Here is a 21,378-nt window from a genome sequence, read left to right on the forward strand (position 1 = left end):
ACCGTCACTCCGCTAGTGTCCGGGCCCGCCCCGCCTTCGTGGCGGGCGGAGCGCACCGGACCGGATCTTGTGGAGCGTCGTGAGCAATACGCAGGGCAGTCACCGCGCGGCACGCGGCGCGCGCCGTGACACCGAGATCAGCCGCACGAACGAGATCAGCTGCACGGACGAGACCAGCAGCACGGATGAGACCAGCCGCATTGACGAGACCAGCCGTATCGGCGAGATCAGCCGCGGCTGGCGCCGCGGCGCCAGCCAGGAGTCGCACTGGCCCGAGCTGCGCCGGCTGCTGCCCCGGGCCCTCGTCGTCGCCTTCCTCGCCGGCGGCACCTCGGCCTTCCTCGCCGGCGACAAGGCCGTCGAGCTGAGCGTCGACGGCGTACCGCGCACCATGCACACCTTCGCCGGTGATGTGGCGGAGCTGTTGGCTGACGAGGGAGTGGCCGTCGGCGCGCACGACATCGTCGCTCCCGCGCCCGGCGCCGGTCTCGTCAGCGGCGACCAGGTCGTCGTACGTCACGGCAGGCCCGTACTCCTCACTCTCGACGGACACCGGCGCCAGGTCTGGACGACGGCCCGTACGGTCGACGGCGCACTGCGCCGGCTAGGAGTGCGCGCCGAGGGCGCGGCCCTCTCCGTTTCGCGCTCCTCCGCGATCTCGCGCCGGGGGCTTGCGCTGGACGTACGGACCGAGCGAGCCGTGACCTTCGTGGCCGACGGCCGTGAGCGGACCGTCCGTACCAACGCGGCGACCGTGGACGAGGCGCTCACGGAGGCGGGCATCGCGCTGCACGAGGACGACACCACGTCCGTACCGCGCGACAGCTTCCCGCGCGACGGCCAGACCATCGGCGTGCAGCGCATCACGTCCCGTGAGCAGGTGCGCGAGGAGGTCGTCCCGTACGACACCGTGCGCACCGAGGACGCCACTCTCTTCCGGGGCACGGAGGTCATCGACCAGCAGGGCCGGCCGGGACTGCGCCGGGTCACCTACGGTCTGCGTACGATCGACGGCGTCCAGCAGGAGCCGCGCGTACTCCACGAAGAGATGGTGCGGGCGCCGGTCACGCAGCGGGTCCGGGTCGGTACGAAGGAGCTGCCGACGTCGATGGCCGGAGTGGACGATCTGAACTGGAAGGGGCTCGCGGCCTGTGAATCGAGCGGCCGGCCCAACGCGGTGGATCCGTCGGGCAAGTACGGAGGGCTCTACCAGTTCGACGTCGCGACCTGGCGCTCCGTCGGCGGGCGAGGCCGCCCGCAGGACGCCACGCCGGAGGAGCAGACGTATCGCGCGAAGAAGCTGTACATGCAGCGGGGGGCGAGTCCGTGGCCGTACTGCGGCCGTAGGCTGACCGGGTGAGCACCACTGAGCCCGACGCCCGACATGCCCCGCGCGCGCCAGACGCCTTGGACGACGCAGAGGCCTCGGCCGTCAGCACCTCCGGCACCTCCGGCACCTCCGGCGCCCTTCTCGGGCCTGCGGACATCCGTGAGCTGGCCGCGGCCCTGGGCGTACGTCCCACGAAACAGCGCGGGCAGAACTTCGTCATCGACGCCAACACCGTCCGCAGGATCGTCCGTACCGCTGATGTGCGCCCGGACGACATCGTCGTGGAGGTCGGCCCCGGGCTCGGCTCGCTGACGCTGGCGCTGCTGGAGGCGGCGGACCGCGTGATCGCCGTGGAGATCGACGATGTCCTGGCCGCCGCCCTGCCCGCGACGATCGAGGCCAGGATGCCCGCGCGCGCCGGGCACTTCTCGCTGGTGCACTCGGACGCGCTGCGCGTGACGGAGCTGCCGGGTCCGGCGCCGACCGCGCTGGTCGCGAACCTCCCGTACAACGTCGCCGTACCGGTCCTGCTGCACATGCTGGAACGCTTCCCCACCATCGAGCGGACGCTGGTGATGGTCCAGGCCGAGGTCGCCGACCGGCTGGCCGCCGCGCCGGGGAACAAGGTGTACGGAGTGCCGTCGGTGAAGGCCAACTGGTACGCGGAGGTCAGACGGGCCGGCGCGATCGGCCGTACGGTCTTCTGGCCCGCGCCCAATGTGGACTCCGGGCTGGTCTCGCTGGTGCGCAGGGCGGAGCCGGTGAGGACGACGGCTTCCAGGGCGGAGGTCTTCGCGGTCGTGGACGCGGCCTTCGCGCAGCGCCGCAAGACTCTGCGGGCGGCGCTCGCGGGATGGGCGGGCTCGGCTCCGGCGGCGGAGGCGGCCCTGGTCGCGGCGGGAGTCTCGCCGCAGGCGCGCGGTGAGGCGCTGACGGTGGAAGAGTTCGCGCGGATCGCGGAATCGAAGGGGGCGGGCGCGTGAGCGTCGAGGGACAGACACAGACGTACCGACGTACGGCGACCTCGGTACGCGTACGGGTACCGGCCAAGGTCAACGCGCAGCTGGCCGTGGGCGCCGCCCGTTCCGACGGCTTCCACGACCTGGCGAATGTCTTTCTGGCGGTGGGCCTGTACGACGAGATCACCGTGACGCGCGCGGACGAACTGCGCGTCACCTGCTCGGGCCCGGACGCGGACCAGGTCCCGCTGGACACCACGAACCTCGCGGCGCGGGCGGCTCTCGCGCTGGCGGAACGGCACGGCATCGAGCCGCGCGTCCATATCCATATCGACAAGGACATCCCGGTCGCGGGCGGGATGGCGGGTGGCAGCGCGGACGGCGCGGGCGCCCTGCTGGCCTGTGACACGCTCTGGTCGCTCGGCTCCTCGCGCGACGAGTTGCTGGCGATCTGCGCCGAACTGGGCAGCGATGTGCCGTTCAGCCTGATCGGCGGCGCGGCGCTGGGCACCGGCCGGGGCGAGCGGCTCACGCCTCTCGGCGTCGGCGGTGTCTTCCACTGGGTGTTCGCGGTCGCCGACGGCGGACTGTCGACGCCGACGGTGTTCCGGGAGTTCGACCGGCTGACCGAGGGCACGGACGTACCGTTCCCGCTCGCCGATCCCGCGCTGCTGGAGGCCCTGCGTACGGGCGACACCGCCGCGCTCGCGAGCACCCTGGCCAACGACCTCCAGCCCGCGGCCCTGGCCCTCCGCCCATCCCTGACGGACACCCTGACGGCAGGCACGCAGGCCGGCGCCCTGGCCGCACTGGTCTCCGGCTCAGGCCCGACGACAGCGTTCCTGGCCAAGGACCCGGCGTCGGCGTCCCACATCGCGCAGGCGCTACGTGCCTCAGGCACCTGCCGCACAACCCGAATCGCCACGGCCCCGGCTCCGGGCGCGACGGTCCTGGAGCACACGGCTCCATGACCGTTGGGTATGTGATGGAGGCCCTCCGGCGCTGCCGGAGGGCCTCCATCACATACGGCGCGGTTCAGCGGCGCTAGCCAGGAACATCCGCCAAGGCCCGGGCCTGAAGTACAGGGACGGCCGGGCCCGGTCCTTACTGTCCCGTACGGCGCGGCCTCCGTCGGCGGTGGGGGCCACCTCGACGCAGTTGTTGTTCTGGCCTGAGTAGGACGACGTCCGGTATGGACCTACAACTTCGGGCGTCACGACTGGTCTTTCTTGGTTGCCGTCAGGAAGGTCTGCCACCCGGCCGGGCTGAAGTGGAGGGACGGCCGGGCCCGGTCCTTGGTGTCCCGTACGGCACGGCCTCCGTCGGCGGTAGGAGCCACCTCGACGCAGTTGTTGTTCTGGCCTGAGTAGGAGGACGTCCGGTAAGGGCCCACAACTTCACGTGTCACGACGCTTCTTCCTTGCTGCTCCGCAGGACATGCCGGATGAGCCGGGCGCTCGCATCCGGTGACAGAGCTTCCGATCGTAGTTGGTCGAACGCATGGGTGTAAGCCGTCAGATCGTCAGCCGCCTCAAGGACCGAGGCTCCCCGCAGATTGTCAATGGCGACTGCTTCCACGGTGGGCTGGCCGTCGAAAGAGAACGAGGAGAACGGATAGGTGATCCCTGCCTTCACTCCTGCTGACACAGGGAGTACCTGAAGGGAGACATTCCCCCGCTTGCCCACCTTGAGGAGATGCTCCAACTGCTCCTGGTGCACTGCGCCAGGAACCAGCGGGAGGGTCACAACCGGCTCCCAGACGATCGCCGCGTAGCCGGTACCGCCTCTCGCGATCTTGGCTTGCCGCTCCTCTCGTACCTTGACGAACTGGGCCACCACGTCGGGCGGGAAGCGGTTGGGCCCCACTGCGGAGGCCTGCTCGGCGTACGCCGCCGTTTGCAGAAGCCCCGGGATCAGTACTGTCTGCCACTCGCGGATGAAGGTGGCGTCGTCCTCCAGGGAGATGTGGTTGCGGTAACCCTCCGACAGCTCGGGGAAGTTGAGCCACCATCCTCGATGGCCGGAGTTCTTCGCCAGCCACACCAGATGGCCGCGCTCGGTCTCGTCCGTGACGCCGTAGCGGTCCAGCAGCAGAAGAACTTCGGCGGGCTTGGCCGTGGTGATGCCGTCTTCCATGCGGCTGATCTTGGATCTCGATCCGTGGATGAACTCCGCCGCCTGCGACTGGTCGAATCCCGCACCAACCCTGTGCCGCTGCATCCTGTGGCCGAAACGTCTACTGCGCACAGTCGGCTTACCACCTGCGGGCATCGTGTTGCCTTCCTCTCTTTCTCGCCCCAAGTCTGCATGCCTGAAGGCTTCGTGGGGCCGCGTCACACGATAGAGGTAATGATGCACGCGTGCATCAGATGCGGGTTGTGGAAGTTGCTCATCTCGCTCTAGCCTCAGGGACGCACCGTCGGCGTCCCGCTACACGGTGTGAAAACGACCGTGCGTCAGCTTGGGGGTAAGTCATGCCCGCAGCCCTTACGGCGGAGCCGCTCCGCGACACCTTCCGCGTTCCGAAACGCAAGAGACATGTGCCGGCCGTACGGGCGTGGGTCAGAGCGACCCTGGTGAAGTGGGGGTTCGACCACCTCGTCCCGGACGTCGAGTTGGCCGCCTGCGAACTCGTCGCCAACGCCGTCGTCCACTGTCGTGTGACCCTCGCCCGGATCGAAGTCACTGTCCAAGTCGACGGCGACGAACTGCTGTTGGAGGTCGTCGATCCCGACCGGGACAGGCGTCCGCTCCTGCGGTCGGGTTGTGCCGAGGATGAGGAGGGTGGGCGCGGTCTGCTCCTCGTGGCGGCGTTGTCCGCCGACTGGGGGTGCAGGGAACTGGATTACGGCAAATGTGTGTGGGCGCGATTTCCGGTGGCGCCGGAATGAGCTGTCGCGGCCGGCAGGGCCGGGCGGAAGGCCGGGGCGCGTGGACGGGCTGACGTTCGGGATGGCCGTCTACGACCGCGCGTACGAGATGCCCGGACGCGTCACGGGCTTCGCGGGGGACCTGGTCCGCTTGGCACGTCCCACCGGACTGACGTGGGCCGCGCGCCGAAACTCCGTACGGCCTGCGAACGCCTGGGAGAGGCGGCAACTCGTCGCCCTGGCCAAACTCCACGGCCAACACCGGCCCTTGGCGCGGCGATTCACCGTATGCGAAACCTGCCAGGGCAACCAACTGCTCCGCGCCCTGCACCACGGCAGAGCCGTACTCATCCCCTGCCGCGCCTGCCGAGCGACCGGCCGGACCCTGCTCCCGTAACGCCCCAACTGGCCGAGGCGCTCATGGAGGCCAGCAGGCATGCGGAGCCCTCGGCCACCGGGATGAGCCCCGGCCGCCGACCGGGGCTCCTGCCGTCAGTCCCGCGTTACGCCGACTGCCGTCCGGAACTGGCGCGCAGTACCGAGAGCTTGTCCTTGTACAGCGGGCCGGCGTGGTAGGCGGCTTCGTCGTGGGACGGTGCGGACTCCTCGATCAGGTGATGGGCCGCGGCCTTGAGATCAGCGGCCCAGAGCAGCACATGCTGCTGCGCACTCTGCCCGCACTCCTGTGGTTCTCCCGGGAGGCACAGCGGAAGATCACGCACGCTGAGCTTGTTGTAGGCGTGGCGCACGTACATTGCGGTCCGCTGCCATTGCTCGTCCGTCCGCGACATGCCGCCTCCTATGATCCGATCTGTCCGGAAATCTCGATCGTAGCCGCCTGGGGTGCGCACGGTGAGCATGGTCCGCACCAAGGGAGACACTGCGGTGGTGTGCACGATCGTGCGGGCTCCGGCCGGTGAACGGCCTCGATCTCGGCACGTGCCTGCCTGGTAGCCGGGCCCGCCCAGATGTTTGCCAGCGTGGCCGTCAGGACGTTCCCGATGCTGAGGAACCGCCCAATGACTCAGGGCCACACATCCCCGTCGGGGTCGATCGCGAGCTTCCCCCGGGCGCACTGCCCACACAGATCGGCGGCGGTGGGCTGGACGCCCCGGCTGCCCCGTCCGAACCGCCGCGTGTGGTCCCCGCCCACGATCGTCAGGCCACTGCTGCGGGGTGAAGTCAGACCACCGTGGCGCGGGGTACGTGCGTGCTTTCCTCATGGAGCAGGCTTTCGGCCTGTTCCATGAGGGCGGGATCGTTCAGGGTGAAGCGGCCGACGTGCAGCCGGTCGTGTCCGTACATCGGCTGTTTCAGCTCCGTGGTCCGGTCCAACTCCAGTGACCAGGACGCCGCTTGGAACTCCAGGGTGCGGGGTTTGGGTACGCTGCGTCCGCTCCAGCCGACACAGATCAGCCAGCAGGCTTCGGCGAAGGCGCTGCCGCCGGAGGAGCCGTACACACGCGTGGGCTGATGCCGGGCGGCGATGTCCATGAGCGCCACGTCCGGCAGTTGTGGCACCGGCAGCCGGCCGATGACTGCGGTCTGCCCGAAGTCCCCGGTGGTCGCGTACGCGATGACGTCGTACCGGTCCGGCCACGTGTGCAGCAGCGGCAGCACGGTCACCCTGCTCTCGCCGCTCAAGGTTCTTGCCACGTTCCTCTTTCCCTGTCGGACGGTTACGCCCCGCTCGGGTCAACTCCGAGCGGAGCGGCCCGCGTTCTTGCTCAGGCGGTGCAGCCGCCGTTGTCGCCGCAGCCGGTCGGCGGATTGGAGCCGCCGCCGTCTCCGTCTTCGATGTCGGTGTTGTCCTCGTCTCCCTGGACAACCGCTCGACGCTGTGGGTGGATGCTGGTCATGTGCCGTGCCCTTCTTCTCGATGGGCGGTGCATGGACCCGCTTCGACCGCTGTCCTGCCAGGGAATGGGCGGTCGGAGCGGGGATCAGTGAGGGTCAGTGGGGCCGTGCGCGAGCTGTGGGCAAGCAGCGGCGGCAGGCGCAGGGCGGGAACTCGAGCGACTCCGGAAGACGCTCGGGATCGCCTGTGGGCACGGTGACCGTGGGCCGCACCGTCTTTCTCTGTCCCGTCGCGGTCGCGCGGTACACCTTGATCGTCATCACAGGTCTTCCCCTGCCGGGTGAGGTGCCTCGGTTTCACGACGCTAGGGGGCTCCGGGCGCGCGCCACTATCGATGTGCAGATGTGTGCATGGCTATCCCACTTCCGTGTAGTGGCTGGCTCATGCCCTTGACGTCACGGTCGCGATGGCTGACTGTGGTGCACACAGATGCACAAACCGTGACCGGAGGTGGCCATGTCATTACTGTTCATTGGAATCGATCCCGAGACCGGCGACGACGAGAGTCCCACTGTGTGGGTCGACCGCGACGCACAAGAACTCGTCTTGCAGGGATGGAAGCCCAGCGCGGACCTCGAAGCGGAGTGTGCGGCGACCGAGGTCCCCGGGCATGGGAAAGGGATTCCGGACGGGGGCAGTGATTCGAATTCCCGCCAGGATGGTGCACATGATCAGGGAGGCGTGCGATGCGGTTGAGCGTCCCGACGTTCGATGAGCTGATTGCCGGCTGCACACGCTCCGCCGTGCATCTGGAGATGCGTGACTCCTACGCGGTGGACTACGAGAAGGGACCGTTCGCGGACTGGCGTGCGGGCGTTCGTCTCGATCCGGCTGACAAGGCGTCCTGGTGGCGGCCCTGGCTCGACCTCATCTCCGGGACCGTGGCGCGCGGCGTTGTTGTGCGTCGGGCCCGGATCGTGTCGGAGCCTGTCAGCGACTACATTCGCTACGAGCATTCCGGTACGTTCACCAACGTGGCCGCCGGTGAACAGGTCCGGTGGCTGCCTCGTCGTCAGGCCTCGGACATCGCTCTGCCCGGCAATGATTTCTGGCTCTTCGATGACCGCTGGATCCGCTGGAATCACTTCGCGGGTGACGGCTCCTCCATGGGTGGGGAGATCTCGGACGACCCGGCCGCCGCGAAGCTGTGTACCGAGGCGTTCGAGGCGGTCTGGGCGCGAGGCGTCCCGCACGATCAGTACGAGATCCACTGACAGGAAGCACCGGTAAATCCGCACATGCCCAGCTCTCCGTCGTCGTCCGCCCAGGCTGCCCGTGAAACGGTCGCGCGGCGGCTCGGTGATCTGCGGAAGAGGGCTGGGCTGACCGTCACCGAGCTGGCCGACCGGTGCGGCTGGCATCACGCGAAGACATCTCGCATCGAGAACGCCCGCACCGCGCCCTCCGCCAAGGACATACGTCTGTGGTGCCGGGCGTGCGGCGCCGACGACCAGGCGGGCGATCTCATCGCGCAGTCGCTCAGCGCGGAGTCGATGTACCGGGAGTGGCGTCTTCAGGTGCGCGGCGGGCTCAAGCGGTTGCAGGAGAGCTTGGTGCAGTTCTTCCACGAGACCGAGCTGTTCCGGGTGTACTCGTCCACCATGGTGCCCGGCCTGCTTCAGACCGAGGGATACGCGGCGGCGCTGCTGAGTGCCATCGCGGATTTCCGGGAGATCCCTACGAACGACGGGCCGGAGGCGGCAGTGGCCCGGGTCGAGCGCTCCCGCGTCATCCATGAACCCGGGCACCGGTTCGTCTTCCTTGTCGAAGAGGCAGTGCTGTACTACCGGCTGGGGGACGCGCAGGCCATGGCCGCTCAGCTCGGCCATCTGCTGACCGCAGGAGCCCTGCCGGCCGTTTCACTGGGAATCATTCCGATGGCGCTGCGTGAGCGCGGGATGTGGCCGCACGAGACGTTCCACGTGTATGACGACTCGCTCGTGTCGGTCGAGTTGACGTCGGCGCAGCTACGCATCACGCAGCCCAGCGAGGTTGCCCTGTATCTGAAGGCCTTCGAGGAGCTGCAAGGCATGGCCGTGTACGGCGGCGACGCCCGCGCGCTGATCGTCAAGGCCATCGACGCGCTCGGCTGACGGGCGGCTGCCTGACGGCGGCCCGGCCGGGCCGCCGCGTACCGCTCGCAGGGTCGTTCCTGCCCGGTCGGCGGACGGCCCGTCGGGGTGTCCGTGGTGGCGACTACGCTGGGACGGCGATCGATCCCCCCTGTACAGGAGAAAAATGGCCGTCAATCTGGTCAATGTCGAGGCAGTCACCAAGGTGTACGGCACCCGTGCGCTGCTCGACGGTGTCTCTCTCGGCGTCTCCGAGGGAGACCGGATCGGCGTCGTGGGACGCAACGGCGACGGTAAGACGACCCTGATCAGGGTGCTGAGCCGGCTGGAGGAGACCGACACCGGCCGTGTCACGCACAGTGGCGGGCTGCGGCTCGGAGTGCTCACCCAGCATGATTCGCTCGATCCCGAGGCCACGGTCCGGCACGAGGTGATCGGTGATCTTGCCGACCACGAGTGGGCCGGCAACGCGAAGATCCGCGATGTGCTCACCGGGCTCTTCGGCGGGCTCGATCTGCCCGGCTTCCCGCAGGGCCTCGACACCGTCATCGCGCCGCTCTCCGGTGGCGAGCGGCGCCGGATCGCGCTCGCCAAGCTGCTCATCGGCGAGCCGGATCTGATCGTGCTGGACGAGCCCACCAACCATCTCGACGTCGAGGGCATCGCCTGGCTGGCCCAGCATCTGCGGACCCGGCGCTCCGCGCTCGTCTGTGTCACGCACGACCGGTGGTTCCTGGACCAGGTCTGTACGCGGATGTGGGACGTCCAGCGCGGCGCGGTGCACGAGTACGAGGGCGGCTACTCCGACTATGTCTTCGCCCGCGCCGAGCGCGAGCGCATCGCGGCGACGGAGGAGGTCAAGCGGCAGAACCTGGTCCGCAAGGAGCTGGCGTGGCTGCGGCGCGGCGCTCCCGCCCGTACGTCCAAGCCCCGCTTCCGCGTCGAGGCGGCCAACGAGCTGATCGCGGACGTACCGCCGCCACGGGACACCTCGGAGCTGATGAAGTTCGCCAACGCGCGGCTCGGCAGGACGGTCTTCGACCTGGAGGACGTGACGGTCCAGGCGGGCCCGAAGGTGCTGCTCGACCATCTCACCTGGCAGCTCGGTCCCGGCGACCGGATCGGGCTGGTCGGCGTGAACGGCGCGGGCAAGACCTCGCTGCTGCGCGCGCTCGCCGAGGCCGCCCGCAGCCAGGGCGATGTCCAGCCCGTCGGCGGGAAGATCGTGGTCGGCAGGACCGTCAGGCTCGCGTATCTCTCCCAGGAGGTCACCGAGCTCGATCCGGCGCTGCGGGTGCTGGAGGCGGTCCAGCGGGTACGGGACCGGGTCGATCTCGGCAAGGGCCGGGAGATGACCGCGGGCCAGCTCTGCGAGCAGTTCGGCTTCACCAAGGAGAAGCAGTGGACACCGGTCGGCGATCTCTCCGGCGGTGAGCGGCGCAGGCTCCAGCTGCTGCGGCTGCTGATGGACGAGCCGAACGTCCTCTTCCTTGACGAGCCCACCAACGATCTCGACATCGAGACGCTCAACCAGCTGGAGGATCTGCTCGACGGCTGGCCCGGATCGATGGTGGTCATCTCGCACGACCGGTTCTTCATCGAGCGCACCACGGACAAGGTGATGGCGCTGCTCGGCGACGCGGCGCTGCGGATGCTGCCGCGCGGGATCGACGAGTATCTGGAACGGCGGCGCAGGCTGGTCGAGTCGACGGCGTCGAAGCCCGCGGCTCCGAAGTCCGCGGCGAGCGCCGCTCCCACGGCCGCGACCACCGCCTCATCCACCGCTACCGCCGCCGAGGAGCGGCCCGCGGCGGCCGTGTCGGCGAAGGACGGCCGCGCGGCGAAGAAGGAGCTCCAGAAGATCGAGCGTCAGCTCGACAAGATCGCCGGCCGGGAGACCACACTCCATCAGCAGATCGCCGACAACGCCACGGACTTCGAGAAGGTGGCGAAACTCGATGCCGAACTGCGTGAACTCGGCGGTGAACGTGATGAGTTGGAAATGCGGTGGCTGGAGCTGGCGGAGGACGCGTAGAGACGGTGTGCGGAGCGCGTAACGGGCGCATCACGGGCCGGTTCTCCCTTGGGAACAGGGGCAGGACCGGCCCGTCCCGTACGAGTGTCCGAGTGATAGAAAGAAGCCCCGCTCGACCGGTGTGACGATGCGGAATCCATACCCGAACCGCTCCGTACGACGGGGCCGGCCACCAGAATCGCGGGGGAGACCGACCGGGTAGCGGACCGTATGGATGTAAAAGGGGGAAAGCGCTGATGAGCCAGCCACCCGGCCAGCAGCCGCCGCAGGGAGGCTTCGGCGCTCCGCAGGACCCGCAGCAGGGAGTTCCACAGCAGGGAGTCCCGCAACCGCCCGCGCAACCGCCCGCGCAACCGCCCGTACAACCTCAACCGCCCGCGCAGCCGCCCCAGTCGCCGCCCGCTCAGCCGCCGCAGGTGCCGCCCTCCGCGCCGCCGCCCGGTTACGGCTATCCGCAAGGGCCAGGCCCGTACAACCCCGGTCCGGGACCGTACGGTCAGCAGCCCGGCCCGTACAACTCCCCACCGCAGCCCGGCGGATACGGCCAGCCCAATCCGTACGGTCAGCAGCCGGGACCGTACGGCCGGCAGCCCGGTCCCTATCAGCCGCAGCCCGGGCCCTACGGCGGCTACGGCTACCCGCCTCAGCAGTTCCCCGGAGCGCCCGTCCCGCCACCCAGTGGCGGCAGGAACTTCTTCAGGTCCACGCCCGGCATCGTCACCGCAGCCGCCGTCGCGCTGCTGCTGATAGGCGGCGGCGCGTGGTTCGCCCTCGGCAGCGGCGACGGCGGTGACACCAAGCCCACCGCCGGCAAGAGCGAGGACGCCAAGCCGAGCGCGCCGGACGGCGTCGACCAGGGCGACGGCACCGGCGGAGGCCGCGAGGAACAGGACGATCTCAACGCCGGGCGCAAGGACGGCGAGTCCAAGGTGCTCTGGCTCCAGACCAACGATGTGGATCTGCCTCGCAACGGCGCGGACGTATACGGTCCCTGGTTCGTCGGCGACACCGTCGTCAAAGCCATGTACCGGCAGATCGTGGGCTACTCCGCCGCCGACGGCAAGAAGAAGTGGACGCTTCCGCTGCCCGCCGAGGTGTGCTCCTCGCCCGTCGCGCCCACGGCCGACGGCAAGATCGTCATCGGGATCAAGGACGGCACGACCGACAAGAGCCTCTGCAACCAGCTCCAGATGGTCGATCTGAAGACCGGCAAGGGCGGCTGGAAGAAGGAGGTCCAGGAGTCCGGGACGTTCGACATCCTGACCGACATCACGCTGGCGATCAGCGGCAACACCGTCACCGCCGCACGCACCGGCAACTCCAACGCCTACCGGATGAGCGACGGCAAGGACCTGTTCGGCAAGCTGCCGGGCGAGTGCCAGCCGTACGCGTTCGCCGGCGGCGCCAAGCTGATCGCCGCCGAGAGCTGCCCGACCGGCGACTACGAGACCACGCAGAACCAGATCCAGGAGCTCGATCCGGCCACCGGTACGGTCCGATGGACCTACAAGCTCGCCAAGAACTGGGAAGTGGACAAGGTCTACTCGATCGACCCGCTGGTCATCTCCGCCAAGAACGACGACGAGAAGTCCTGGAGCGTCTTCGCGCTCAACGCGAACGGCACCCTGCGCTCGCAACTCGCGGGCGGCAAGGACAAGTTCGCGCCGCGCTGCGGCGGCGGCTTCGTCGTCTTCGGCAGCAATCTGGAGGGCTGTGTCGGAGTGGCCGCCGACGCGAGCACCTTCTACATGGCGACCGAGGCCGAGACGAGCGGTACCGAGCGCACGAACAAGGTCGTCGCCTTCAGCCTCGACACCGGCAAGGCCAAGTGGCGTGCCGACGCGCCCGCCGGGCGGCAGATGACGCCGCTGCGGATGGAGGGCGGCAAGGTGCTGGTGTATCTGGACCCGACGTACGACAAGGGCGGCGCGGTCGCGACGGTCGCGGCGAGCGGCGGCGCACCCACGGTGCTCCAGCAGCATCCGGCGTCGACGGCCCGGATCGAGAGCTCCTTCTACTCGGCGGAACTGGACTATGTGGACGGCCGGTTCTTTGTGACCAGCGGCCGGGTCAGCGCGAGCAACGACGAAGAGGAAATGAAGACGTCGACCATGATGGCGTTCGGTGAGTGACGCCGACCGGACCCGCTGGGATCTGGGACTTACGCGTCCAGCCACTCCGTACGCCACCGACTTCCCGCCCCCGAGCCCTTCCGACGAGGTACGTACGCCATGACGCAGCCGCCCCAGCCGCCTCAGCAGCCGCAGTCGCCCCAACAGCCGGTCCAGCCTCAGCCGTCTCAGCCCTCCCAGCAGCCGCCCGACGAGCCGCCGCAGGGAGAGTTCGGAGCCCCGCAGGAGCCTCCGGCCGGTGGCTTCGGCGCTCCGCAGGAACCGCCGCCCGGCGGCTACGGGTCCGGCGGCTACGGGTACGGTGCTCCGACGCCGCCCGCGCAGAACGTTCCGTACGGTTATCCGCACCAGCAGCCCCAGCTCCAGCCGCAGTCGCCGCAGGGCGCTCCAGGAGCACCCGGCACTCCGCCGGGCTACGGCTATCCCGCGCCGCCCGGTTACGGCTATCCCGCCCAGCCGGGCCAGCCCGGTCAGCCCTCGTACGGCTATCCGACACAGCCCATGGGCCCGCAGGGCCCGTACCAACAGCCCCCGCAAGCAGGCGGCAGCGCTGGCAGCGGCGGCAGGAACAAGAAGCTGTCCACCCAGACGCAGATCATCATCGCCGCGGCCGTCGCCGTGGTGCTGATCATCGGCGGTGGCATCTGGTTCGCCTCGTCCGGCGGTGACGGCAAGGAGAACGAGTCCAAGGGCACCTCGTCCGGCGCCACCGAGGGCGCCACGGGCGGCAAGGACGGCAAGGCCGGCGACGAGGCCATCGGCGGCGGTGGCACGGAGAAGGTGCCCGCCAACGTCAGGTCCAAGTCCGGATTCCAGCTCCCGACGCCCAAGGTCACCGATGTCACCGGCGTCAGCGGCTCCTGGATCACCGACACCGCCTATGTGAAGACGGGCATCAACGAGATCGTCGGATTCGACCTCGACAAGGGCAACCAGATCTGGACGATCCCGCTGCCCGGCCAGGTGTGCGCGGCGACGAAGCATGTCACCGAGGACAACAAGACCGCGATCGCCTTCGAGCCCGCCAAGCGCACCGCCGCCGAGAAGTACCGGAAGTGCACCGAGGTCGGCGCGATCGACCTGGAGGCCGGAGAGCTCCTCTGGACCAAGTCGGTCACGGGCTCCAACGCCGGTGACGAGAAGGTCCGGTTCGACGAGATCACGCTCAGCGGTACGACGGTCGCGGCCGGCGGCACGGACGGCGGCGCGGCCTTCGACCTCACCAATGGCGCGGTCCGCTGGAAGCCCGAGGTCAGCGCCGACGGTTGCTACGACATGGGATACGGCGGCGGCGCCGGTCTGGTCGCCGCCCGTAAGTGTGGTTCGTACGACGATCCGCAGATCTCCATCGACACTCTGAATCCGGTCACCGGCGCTCCGCTCTCCTCCTTCAAGATGCCGGTCGGTGTCGCCTACGCGAGCATCGTCTCCAGCAAGCCTCTGGTGGTGGCCGCCGACGTCGGTGACACGGCGGGCGACGGCAGCGGTATCTCGGACTTCTTCTCGATCGACGAGAAGACCGGCAAGCTGCTCGCCAAGATCCCGGCCGACGCCGACAGATACGCGGCGCGGTGCGGTTCGACGGAGGTCGAGTCCTGCCAGAAGCTCGTGGTGGGCAACGGCAGGCTCTATCTGCCGACCGAGGGACACGAGGGCGGCGGCGAGTACGGCGACACGAACGAGATCGTCTCCTTCGACCTCACCACCGGCAAGGGCACCTCGGACCGCGCCGACGCGGGCGACCGCTACACGATGTTCCCGCTGCGCATGGACGGCGGCAACATCATCGCGTACAAGGTGCCGCCGTACGACAAGGGTGGCCAGATCATCTCCATCGACGGCGGCACGTTCAAGGAGACGGTGCTGATGGAGAATCCGACCGACAAGGCGGTCAGGGACGCGGAGACCAGCTTCTCCGCGGACTACGCCGAGATCCTCTACGGGGACGGCCGGATGTTCCTCTCCGAGACCATGCTGAGCAAGCCGTCGAACTCGTCGCTGGACGACACGTCGTATCTCGCGGTGTCGTTCACCACGAAGTAGCGCGGTGGGTGGCGGTGCGGCGAGCGGTGGGCCTCGGTCCGTGGGTTGTGGACGCCATGGACCGGGGCCCGTTTCGTACGGTCGTGGCGCGTCCCATAGCGGCCTTCGTCGCCGACTAGTCCTGAATGGCCGGGAATTCGGCAATCCGGGGGGCTTCTGAACAGTAGGGGGCGCGCGATCTCGAACAAGCGTGTAGCTTGCCGGGTCAGGAGGCCGGGGGGCCAGTTTTCTGCGGTGATGGGGGCTTTCTCTATGGGTGTTCGGCTCATGGTGGTCGACGACCACCGACTGCTCGCCGAGGCGCTCGCCTCGGCACTGAAACTGCGTGGGCACCGGGTGCTCGCGGCGGCGGCGCCCACGGCGGGCGTCGCCGATCTGGTGGTGAGCAGGGCGCCGGAAGTGTGCCTGCTGGGCACGGCGGCGCCGGCCGAGCCGGGCGCCTTCGACCCGATCGTACGGATCAAACGGGAGCGGCCGCAGGTGGCCGTGGTGGTGCTCGGTCCCGTACCGAACCCGCGCGGGATCGCCGCGGCCTTCGCGGCGGGCGCCTCCGGCTATGTGCGCCACGACGAGCGCATCGAGGGCGTGGAACGGGCCATGATCAAGGCGCGGGCGGGCGAGGCGGCGGTGGCGCCGCAGTTGCTCCAGGGCGCCTTCACCGAGCTGCTCAATCCGGCGGCCCAGCCGGACGACGAGGGACAGCGGCTGCTGCGGATGCTCACTCCGCGCGAGATCGAGGTGCTGGTGCGGGTCGCGGAGGGCGAGGACACCCGGCTGATCGCCGCCGGGATGGGCATCGCGCCGAGTACGGCCAGGACGCATGTGCAGCGGGTGCTGATGAAGCTGGGCGTGGGCTCCCGGCTGGAGGCGGCGGCGCTGGCGGCGCGTACGGGCCTGCTGGACCGCGCGACGCCGGCTGATCCGCGACGGCCCGACGCCCGCGATCACTGAGGGCGCGCGGCGTACGAGGCGCTGTGTACGGGGCGCTGTGTACGGGTCGCTGCGTACGGGTACGGGTACGGGGCCGTCAGCCCACGCCCGGCTCACCGGCTCGCCCGGCTCACGCATCCCTGCCCACCTGCTCACACGTCCTTCCCGCATTGACGCTGCTGTTGGTTTGTGATTTGTTGTGTTCGGTTCTGTTGAACGGTGTGGGCAATGTGGGTGACGTAGGCGAGAGGGCGACCGATGAAGAAGACGGTGACGCGGCTCGCCGACGGCCGTGAGCTGATCTACTACGACTCCCGCGACGACGCCGTACGGAACGCCGTCGACCGCAGGCCTCTCGGTCCCGTCGCCACCGCCTCCGAGATCCGCCATGACCCGCTGCTCGGCGACTCGGTCGCCATCGCCTCGCACCGTCAGGCCCGTACGTACCACCCGCCCGCCGACGAGTGCCCGCTCTGCCCTTCCCGGGACGGCCGGCTCAGCGAGATCCCGGACTCCGACTACGACGTCGCCGTCTTCGAGAACCGCTTCCCTTCCCTCGCGGGCGACTCCGGACGCTGCGAAGTCGTCTGTTTCACCGCCGACCATGACGCCTCGTTCGCCGACCTCTCCGAGGAACGGGCCGCTCTGGTGCTGGACGCCTGGACCGACCGTACGGCGGAGCTGGCCGCGCTGCCGCAGGTCGAGCAGGTCTTCGCGTTCGAGAACCGAGGCGTGGAGATCGGTGTGACGCTCGGCCATCCGCACGGGCAGATCTACGCGTATCCGTTCGTCACGCCGCGCTCCGTGCTGATGCTCCGCTCCGCCCGCGAGCACCGGGCCGCGACCGGCCGTAACCTCTTCGATGATCTGGTCGAGCGCGAGCGGTCCGAGGGCGGGCGTACGCAGCGGACCGACGGCGACCGAGTAGTGCTGACGGGCGAGCACTGGGTGGCGTTCGTGCCGTACGCCGCGCACTGGCCGTACGAGGTGCATCTCTATCCGATCCGCCGCGTCCCGGATCTGCGGGCGCTGGACGACGCGGCCCGCGCGGAGTTCCCACAGGTCTATCTGGAACTCTTGAAGCGCTTCGACCGGATCTTCGGCGAAGGTGAACCGCCCACGCCCTATATCGCCGCCTGGCACCAGGCGCCGTTCCGGGCCGCCGGGCGCGATGACTTCGCGCTCCACCTGGAGCTTTTCACCGTGCGCCGCACTTCGGGCAAGCTGAAGTTCCTCGCGGGCTCCGAATCCGGCATGAGCGTGTTCATCAATGACGTGCCACCGGAGGCCGCGGCCGAGCGACTGCGAGAGGTAGCGAGCGAGTGAGCAAGAAGTACCTGGTCACGGGCGGTGCGGGATATGTCGGCAGCGTGGTCGCGGCCCATCTGCTGAAGGCCGGGCACGAGGTGACCGTGCTGGACGATCTCTCCACCGGTTTCCGGGAGGCGGTCCCGGCGGGCGCCGTGTTCATCGAGGGCCGGATCCAGGACTCCGCCGAGTGGCTGGACTCCTCGTACGACGCGGTGCTGCACTTCGCCGCGTCCTCACAGGTCGGCGAGTCCGTCGCCAAGCCCGAGAAGTACTGGGACAACAATGTCGGCGGCTCCATGGCGCTGCTCGCCGCGATGCGCTCGGCCGGCGTGCGCAAGCTGGTCTTCTCGTCCACCGCGGCGACCTACGGCGAGCCGGTCTCCACGCCGATCACGGAGTCCGACCCGACGGCTCCGACCAGCCCGTACGGCGCGTCGAAGCTCGCCGTCGACCATATGATCGGCGGCGAGTGCGTGGCGCACGGTCTCGCGGCCGTCTCGCTGCGCTACTTCAATGTCGCGGGCGCGTACGGCAGTTGCGGTGAGCGCCACGATCCCGAGTCGCATCTCATCCCGCTCGTCCTTCAAGTCGCGCTCGGCCAGCGCGAGTCGATCTCCGTCTTCGGCGAGGACTATCCGACGCCGGACGGCACGTGCGTACGCGACTACATCCATGTCGCGGATCTCGCCGAGGCGCATCTGCGCGCGCTGGACGCGGCGGCCGAGGGCGAGCATCTGATCTGCAACCTCGGCAACGGCAACGGCTTCTCCGTACGCGAGGTCATCGAGACCGTACGCAAGGTCACCGGGCATCCGATCCCCGAGGTCGTGGCGGCGCGCCGTGGCGGCGATCCGGCCGTACTCGTCGCGTCCGCCGAGACGGCGCACGAGCGTCTCGGCTGGACGCCGAGCCGCGCCGATCTGGCGGGCATCGTGGCGGACGCGTGGGCGTTCGCGCGGCGCGGGGAGACCGAGGCGATTCACGAATGAGCGGGACCGAGTGAGGGAGACCCAGGAGTGAGCGAGAGCGGCATCGCCGTCGACACCGTGGCCGAGGAGTTCCGGGTGGCCGAGGAGTTCCGGCGGCTCTACGGAGCCGGGCCTGAGGGCGTGTGGGCGGCTCCCGGCCGGGTGAATCTGATCGGTGAGTACACCGACTTCAACGACGGTTTCGTGATGCCGCTGGCGCTGCCGCACCGGGCGGTCGCCGCGGTCTCCCGCCGTATGGACCAGGTCCTGCGCCTGCACTCCGCGGATGTCGCCCAGGGCGTGGTCCAGCTCGACATCGCCGCTCTCGAACCGCGCTCCGACACCGGCTGGGCCGCCTATCCGGCCGGTGTCGTCTGGGCGCTGCGCGCGGCCGGGCATCCGGTGACCGGCGCCGACATCCATCTCGCCTCGACGGTGCCGACCGGCGCGGGACTGTCGTCCTCGGCCGCGCTGGAGGTCGTCACCGCTCTCGCCCTGAACGATCTGTACGGTCTCGGCCTGACGCGGCCCGAACTGGCGGTGCTCGCGCAGTGCGCCGAGAACGCGTTCGTGGGCGTGCCGTGCGGAATCATGGACCAGATGGCCTCGGCGTGCTGCACCGAGGGCCACGCGCTGTATCTGGACACCCGTGATCTCTCCCAGCGCCAGGTGCCGTTCGATCTGGCCACCCAAGGGCTCCGGCTGCTGGTCGTGGACACCCGCGTGAAGCACGCGCTCGGCGACGGCGCGTACGCCGCACGGCGCGCGGCGTGCGAGACGGGCGCGCGGGCGCTCGGCGTACGCGCGCTGCGCGACATCCCGTACGCGCATCTGCCCGCGGCGCTGGACCGGCTGGCCGCAGCCGGACAGAGCGAGGAGGTCCGCCGCTGTGTCCGCCATGTGGTGAGCGACGACCACCGCGTCGAGCGGACCATCGCGCTGCTGGACGCGGGCGACCTCCGCGCGGTCGGCCCCGTCCTGACCGAGGGCCACGCCTCGCTCCGCGACGACCTGCGCGTCTCCTGCCCGGAACTCGACCTGGCGGTCACCACAGCCATCACCTCCGGCGCCCTGGGCGCCCGCATGACGGGCGGCGGCTTCGGCGGCTCCGCGATAGTCCTGGCCGAGGAGCCCGACACGGAAGCCATCACCAAGGCCATCACAGAAGCCTTCACAACCTCAGGCTTCACGCCCCCACGCACCTTCCCGGCCATCCCTTCCACCGGCGCACGCCAGGTCCGCCTTTGAATGCCTGTGAGGCAGCTATGGAAGCAACCCGTCGATACAACGTGCACGAGGCGAAGACGCATTTCTCGCGCATCCTGGAGCAGGTTGCGACCGGCGAAGAGGTCGTGATCAGCAAGGCGGGGGTGCCGGTTGCGAAGGTCATACCGCTGAGGCCCGAGGTGAAGCGCACAGGGCGCGGCTCACTCAAGGGGCGGATTCGCATGGCCGACGACTTCGACGAACTGCCCGACGACATCGCCGATGTCTTCGGGATGCGTTGATGAGGCTGCTGCTCGACACTCACGTGCCCGGGACAGTCAGTTCACGCCGTTGCCGGTCACGGCGGGGCACGGTGTCCGCGCGGGCAGGCTGCCCGGGCACCACCGGGATCCGTTCGACCGGCTGCTCGTCGCCCAGGCACAGATCGAGGGCATGACTCTTCTGACCCGGGACAAATGGATTCCGCATTACGACGTGCAGATCATGCCCGTGTAGAAGTCGGCACACGAGGACATCCGAGGGCCCGTCCCGCAGCGTCCGGCCGACGAGTTCTGTCAAATTCCTTCCGCTCCGGGCCGACGGCCGTACGCTGATGCACAGCACCGGTGGGGGCCGGTGCTGATCAGGGGTGGAGTCAAGTCGGGTACGACGCCCGGGGTGGGGTAGCGGTCAACACACGGCGGCGGCCGTGCCACTGACGTACCACCGCACACCGGGCGCCGTGCCCGCGCTGTCCGCTCCCCGCCTTTCAGGGGGTGTCCATTGGTACGTATCCGGGTTCTGGTGGTGGACGACCACCGCATCTTCGCCGAGTCGCTCGCCGCCGCGCTCGCGGCCGAGCCCGATGTGGACGTCGCGGCGGCAGGCAGTGGTCCTGCCGCGCTGCGCTGTCTGGATCGGGGAGCGGCCGAAGGGCGCAGATTCGATGTGATGCTCGTCGACGCCGACCTCGGCACGGTCGCGGGAGCGGCCGGAAGCACGGCTGCGGGACCGGTTCAGGTGCCGGTCGCGCGCGCCGTGCCGGACGACGGCGAGGCGGTGCCGGTCGACGGTATCTCGCTGGTCGCCGGAGTCCGCTCCGGCCAGCCGTCCGTCCGTACGGTCGTGCTCGCCGAGAAGGACGATCCGCGCCGCGCCGCGCTGGCGCTCCAGGCGGGCGCGTCCGGCTGGGTCGCGAAGGACTGTTCGCTCCAACGGCTGCTCGCCGTGATGCGCGGCGTCCTGCGGGACGAGACGCATCTGCCGCCCGCCCTGCTCACGGGCGTGCTGCGGGAGCTGACGGCCGCGCGCAAGCACCGTACGGAGAGCGAACGGCTGGTCGAGTCGCTCACTCCGCGCGAGCGCGAGGTGCTGCGGTGCATGGTCGCGGGCCTGGGCCGCAAGGCAGTCGCCGAGCGGCTCTTCCTCTCTCCGCACACCGTTCGCACGCATATGCAGAACGTGCTGGGGAAGCTGGGCGTGCACTCGACGCTGGCCGCCGTGGCACTGGCGCGCAGGGCCGGTGTGGGCCCGGTGAGCCTGGCGGCCCAGCCCGCCACGTCAACAGGCTGACCGACGGCGTCCGGCCGCCGCCGGCACGCCGCTGAACCGGTCGAACCGCCATCGCCGGGAGGGCGGGCGCGGAAATCTGCCTGCTCGTCCGG

At 69.4% G+C, this 21,378-nt stretch carries 23 protein-coding genes and 1 pseudogene; 18 read left to right on the forward strand and 6 right to left on the reverse strand.

Going from position 1 to position 21,378, the window contains the following annotated elements:
• The first annotated feature begins 79 nt into the window (after positions 1-79).
• Genes ACFV6H_RS04860 through ACFV6H_RS04870 form a run of 3 tightly spaced genes read left to right on the forward strand, consistent with a single transcriptional unit; the run spans position 80 to position 3,260 of the window.
• Entirely contained in the window at positions 80-1,360 is a 1,281-nt protein-coding gene (locus ACFV6H_RS04860) for a ubiquitin-like domain-containing protein (RefSeq protein ID WP_385538657.1), read from the forward strand.
• A 47-nt stretch (positions 1,361-1,407) separates the two neighbouring features.
• A complete protein-coding gene (rsmA, locus tag ACFV6H_RS04865) occupies positions 1,408-2,313 on the forward strand; it encodes a 16S rRNA (adenine(1518)-N(6)/adenine(1519)-N(6))-dimethyltransferase RsmA (protein ID WP_385538972.1) in 906 nt (301 codons plus the stop codon).
• Positions 2,310-3,260 carry a 4-(cytidine 5'-diphospho)-2-C-methyl-D-erythritol kinase gene (locus tag ACFV6H_RS04870; protein ID WP_385538659.1) on the forward strand — a complete coding sequence of 317 codons (951 nt, stop codon included), beginning with the start codon at positions 2,310-2,312 and terminating at the stop codon, positions 3,258-3,260. Before rsmA ends, ACFV6H_RS04870 begins: the two co-directional genes overlap by 4 nt.
• A gap of 48 nt (positions 3,261-3,308) precedes the next feature.
• Here ACFV6H_RS04870 and ACFV6H_RS04875 read toward each other — a convergent pair whose 3' ends face one another.
• Genes ACFV6H_RS04875 through ACFV6H_RS04885 form a run of 3 tightly spaced genes read right to left on the reverse strand, consistent with a single transcriptional unit; the run spans position 3,309 to position 4,647 of the window.
• On the reverse strand, positions 3,309-3,545 hold the full coding sequence (locus ACFV6H_RS04875) for a DUF397 domain-containing protein (RefSeq protein ID WP_385538661.1): 237 nt from the start codon (positions 3,543-3,545) through the stop codon (positions 3,309-3,311).
• Positions 3,503-3,697 (reverse strand): DUF397 domain-containing protein, encoded by a 195-nt coding sequence (locus tag ACFV6H_RS04880; RefSeq protein ID WP_385538662.1) that lies wholly within the window; start codon positions 3,695-3,697, stop codon positions 3,503-3,505. Before ACFV6H_RS04880 ends, ACFV6H_RS04875 begins: the two co-directional genes overlap by 43 nt.
• A complete protein-coding gene (locus tag ACFV6H_RS04885) occupies positions 3,694-4,647 on the reverse strand; it encodes a helix-turn-helix domain-containing protein (RefSeq protein WP_384977233.1) in 954 nt (317 codons plus the stop codon). Before ACFV6H_RS04885 ends, ACFV6H_RS04880 begins: the two co-directional genes overlap by 4 nt.
• Positions 4,648-4,763: 116 nt before the next feature.
• Here ACFV6H_RS04885 and ACFV6H_RS04890 point away from each other — a divergent pair, with 116 nt between their 5' ends.
• Together ACFV6H_RS04890 and ACFV6H_RS04895 are read left to right on the forward strand one after the other, a co-directional pair.
• Positions 4,764-5,180, forward strand: coding sequence for an ATP-binding protein (locus tag ACFV6H_RS04890; RefSeq protein ID WP_385538665.1), 417 nt, complete (start codon positions 4,764-4,766; stop codon positions 5,178-5,180).
• A gap of 40 nt (positions 5,181-5,220) precedes the next feature.
• Positions 5,221-5,556, forward strand: a complete 336-nt coding sequence (locus ACFV6H_RS04895; protein WP_385538667.1) for a hypothetical protein — start codon at positions 5,221-5,223, stop codon at positions 5,554-5,556.
• Positions 5,557-5,662: 106 nt separating this feature from the next.
• Here the strand turns inward: ACFV6H_RS04895 and ACFV6H_RS04900 are convergent, their stop codons facing one another.
• The 3 genes from ACFV6H_RS04900 to ACFV6H_RS04910 form a co-directional block, all read right to left on the reverse strand.
• A complete protein-coding gene (locus tag ACFV6H_RS04900; RefSeq protein WP_385538669.1) occupies positions 5,663-5,950 on the reverse strand; it encodes a hypothetical protein in 288 nt (95 codons plus the stop codon).
• Between the two features lie 391 nt (positions 5,951-6,341).
• The gene (locus ACFV6H_RS04905) at positions 6,342-6,815 is read right to left on the reverse strand and encodes a hypothetical protein (protein ID WP_384977241.1); all 474 of its coding nucleotides are present in this window, start codon (positions 6,813-6,815) and stop codon (positions 6,342-6,344) included.
• A gap of 71 nt (positions 6,816-6,886) precedes the next feature.
• Positions 6,887-7,018, reverse strand: coding sequence for a hypothetical protein (locus ACFV6H_RS04910; RefSeq protein WP_384977243.1), 132 nt, complete (start codon positions 7,016-7,018; stop codon positions 6,887-6,889).
• Between the two features lie 455 nt (positions 7,019-7,473).
• Between ACFV6H_RS04910 and ACFV6H_RS04915 the strand changes: the two are divergent.
• The 13 genes and pseudogenes from ACFV6H_RS04915 (at position 7,474) to ACFV6H_RS04975 (ending at position 21,286) form a co-directional block, all read left to right on the forward strand.
• Positions 7,474-7,732, forward strand: a pseudogene (locus ACFV6H_RS04915) (hypothetical protein).
• A complete protein-coding gene (locus tag ACFV6H_RS04920; protein WP_385538672.1) occupies positions 7,704-8,231 on the forward strand; it encodes a DUF6879 family protein in 528 nt (175 codons plus the stop codon). Before ACFV6H_RS04915 ends, ACFV6H_RS04920 begins: the two are co-directional and overlap by 29 nt.
• Positions 8,232-8,255: 24 nt before the next feature.
• A complete protein-coding gene (locus ACFV6H_RS04925; protein ID WP_385538674.1) occupies positions 8,256-9,110 on the forward strand; it encodes a helix-turn-helix domain-containing protein in 855 nt (284 codons plus the stop codon).
• Between the two features lie 145 nt (positions 9,111-9,255).
• Positions 9,256-11,124 (forward strand): ABC-F family ATP-binding cassette domain-containing protein, encoded by a 1,869-nt coding sequence (locus tag ACFV6H_RS04930; protein ID WP_385538676.1) that lies wholly within the window; start codon positions 9,256-9,258, stop codon positions 11,122-11,124.
• 236 nt (positions 11,125-11,360) lie between these two features.
• Positions 11,361-13,256, forward strand: coding sequence for a PQQ-binding-like beta-propeller repeat protein (locus tag ACFV6H_RS04935; protein WP_385538678.1), 1,896 nt, complete (start codon positions 11,361-11,363; stop codon positions 13,254-13,256).
• 99 nt (positions 13,257-13,355) lie between these two features.
• Complete coding sequence (locus tag ACFV6H_RS04940) at positions 13,356-15,299, forward strand: PQQ-binding-like beta-propeller repeat protein (protein WP_385538680.1); 1,944 nt, start codon at positions 13,356-13,358, stop codon at positions 15,297-15,299.
• A gap of 252 nt (positions 15,300-15,551) precedes the next feature.
• On the forward strand, positions 15,552-16,250 hold the full coding sequence (locus tag ACFV6H_RS04945; protein ID WP_384977254.1) for a LuxR C-terminal-related transcriptional regulator: 699 nt from the start codon (positions 15,552-15,554) through the stop codon (positions 16,248-16,250).
• A 237-nt stretch (positions 16,251-16,487) separates the two neighbouring features.
• On the forward strand, positions 16,488-17,555 hold the full coding sequence (gene galT, locus ACFV6H_RS04950; protein WP_385538683.1) for a galactose-1-phosphate uridylyltransferase: 1,068 nt from the start codon (positions 16,488-16,490) through the stop codon (positions 17,553-17,555).
• The gene (gene galE, locus ACFV6H_RS04955; RefSeq protein ID WP_385538685.1) at positions 17,552-18,529 is read left to right on the forward strand and encodes a UDP-glucose 4-epimerase GalE; all 978 of its coding nucleotides are present in this window, start codon (positions 17,552-17,554) and stop codon (positions 18,527-18,529) included. The genes galT and galE overlap by 4 nt, the downstream gene beginning before the upstream one ends.
• A 27-nt stretch (positions 18,530-18,556) precedes the next feature.
• Positions 18,557-19,756, forward strand: coding sequence for a galactokinase (gene galK / locus ACFV6H_RS04960; RefSeq protein WP_385538687.1), 1,200 nt, complete (start codon positions 18,557-18,559; stop codon positions 19,754-19,756).
• Positions 19,757-19,773: 17 nt separating this feature from the next.
• Positions 19,774-20,016 carry a type II toxin-antitoxin system Phd/YefM family antitoxin gene (locus tag ACFV6H_RS04965; protein WP_384977260.1) on the forward strand — a complete coding sequence of 81 codons (243 nt, stop codon included), beginning with the start codon at positions 19,774-19,776 and terminating at the stop codon, positions 20,014-20,016.
• A 49-nt stretch (positions 20,017-20,065) separates the two neighbouring features.
• A complete protein-coding gene (locus ACFV6H_RS04970; RefSeq protein WP_385538689.1) occupies positions 20,066-20,230 on the forward strand; it encodes a type II toxin-antitoxin system VapC family toxin in 165 nt (54 codons plus the stop codon).
• 267 nt (positions 20,231-20,497) lie between these two features.
• Positions 20,498-21,286, forward strand: a complete 789-nt coding sequence (locus ACFV6H_RS04975) for a response regulator transcription factor (protein ID WP_066948460.1) — start codon at positions 20,498-20,500, stop codon at positions 21,284-21,286.
• The last annotated feature ends 92 nt before the right edge of the window (positions 21,287-21,378 follow it).

Origin of the sequence: Streptomyces sp. NPDC059743 (genome assembly GCF_042732975.1) — a bacterium.
In the GTDB taxonomy this organism is placed as follows: Bacteria; Actinomycetota; Actinomycetes; order Streptomycetales; family Streptomycetaceae; genus Streptomyces.

Excerpts from the sequence above, each read along its gene's own strand:
- ACFV6H_RS04935 (WP_385538678.1), top strand. The coding sequence starts at position 11,361 with ATGAGCCAGCCACCCGGCCAGCAGCCGCCGCAGGGAGGCTTCGGCGCT.
- ACFV6H_RS04900 (WP_385538669.1), bottom strand. The coding sequence starts at position 5,950 with ATGTCGCGGACGGACGAGCAATGGCAGCGGACCGCAATGTACGTGCGC.
- ACFV6H_RS04925 (WP_385538674.1), top strand. The coding sequence starts at position 8,256 with ATGCCCAGCTCTCCGTCGTCGTCCGCCCAGGCTGCCCGTGAAACGGTC.
- ACFV6H_RS04965 (WP_384977260.1), top strand. The coding sequence starts at position 19,774 with ATGGAAGCAACCCGTCGATACAACGTGCACGAGGCGAAGACGCATTTC.
- ACFV6H_RS04945 (WP_384977254.1), top strand. The coding sequence starts at position 15,552 with ATGGGTGTTCGGCTCATGGTGGTCGACGACCACCGACTGCTCGCCGAG.
- ACFV6H_RS04910 (WP_384977243.1), bottom strand. The coding sequence starts at position 7,018 with ATGACCAGCATCCACCCACAGCGTCGAGCGGTTGTCCAGGGAGACGAG.
- ACFV6H_RS04920 (WP_385538672.1), top strand. The coding sequence starts at position 7,704 with ATGCGGTTGAGCGTCCCGACGTTCGATGAGCTGATTGCCGGCTGCACA.
- ACFV6H_RS04890 (WP_385538665.1), top strand. The coding sequence starts at position 4,764 with ATGCCCGCAGCCCTTACGGCGGAGCCGCTCCGCGACACCTTCCGCGTT.
- ACFV6H_RS04930 (WP_385538676.1), top strand. The coding sequence starts at position 9,256 with ATGGCCGTCAATCTGGTCAATGTCGAGGCAGTCACCAAGGTGTACGGC.
- ACFV6H_RS04940 (WP_385538680.1), top strand. The coding sequence starts at position 13,356 with ATGACGCAGCCGCCCCAGCCGCCTCAGCAGCCGCAGTCGCCCCAACAG.
- galT (WP_385538683.1), top strand. The coding sequence starts at position 16,488 with ATGAAGAAGACGGTGACGCGGCTCGCCGACGGCCGTGAGCTGATCTAC.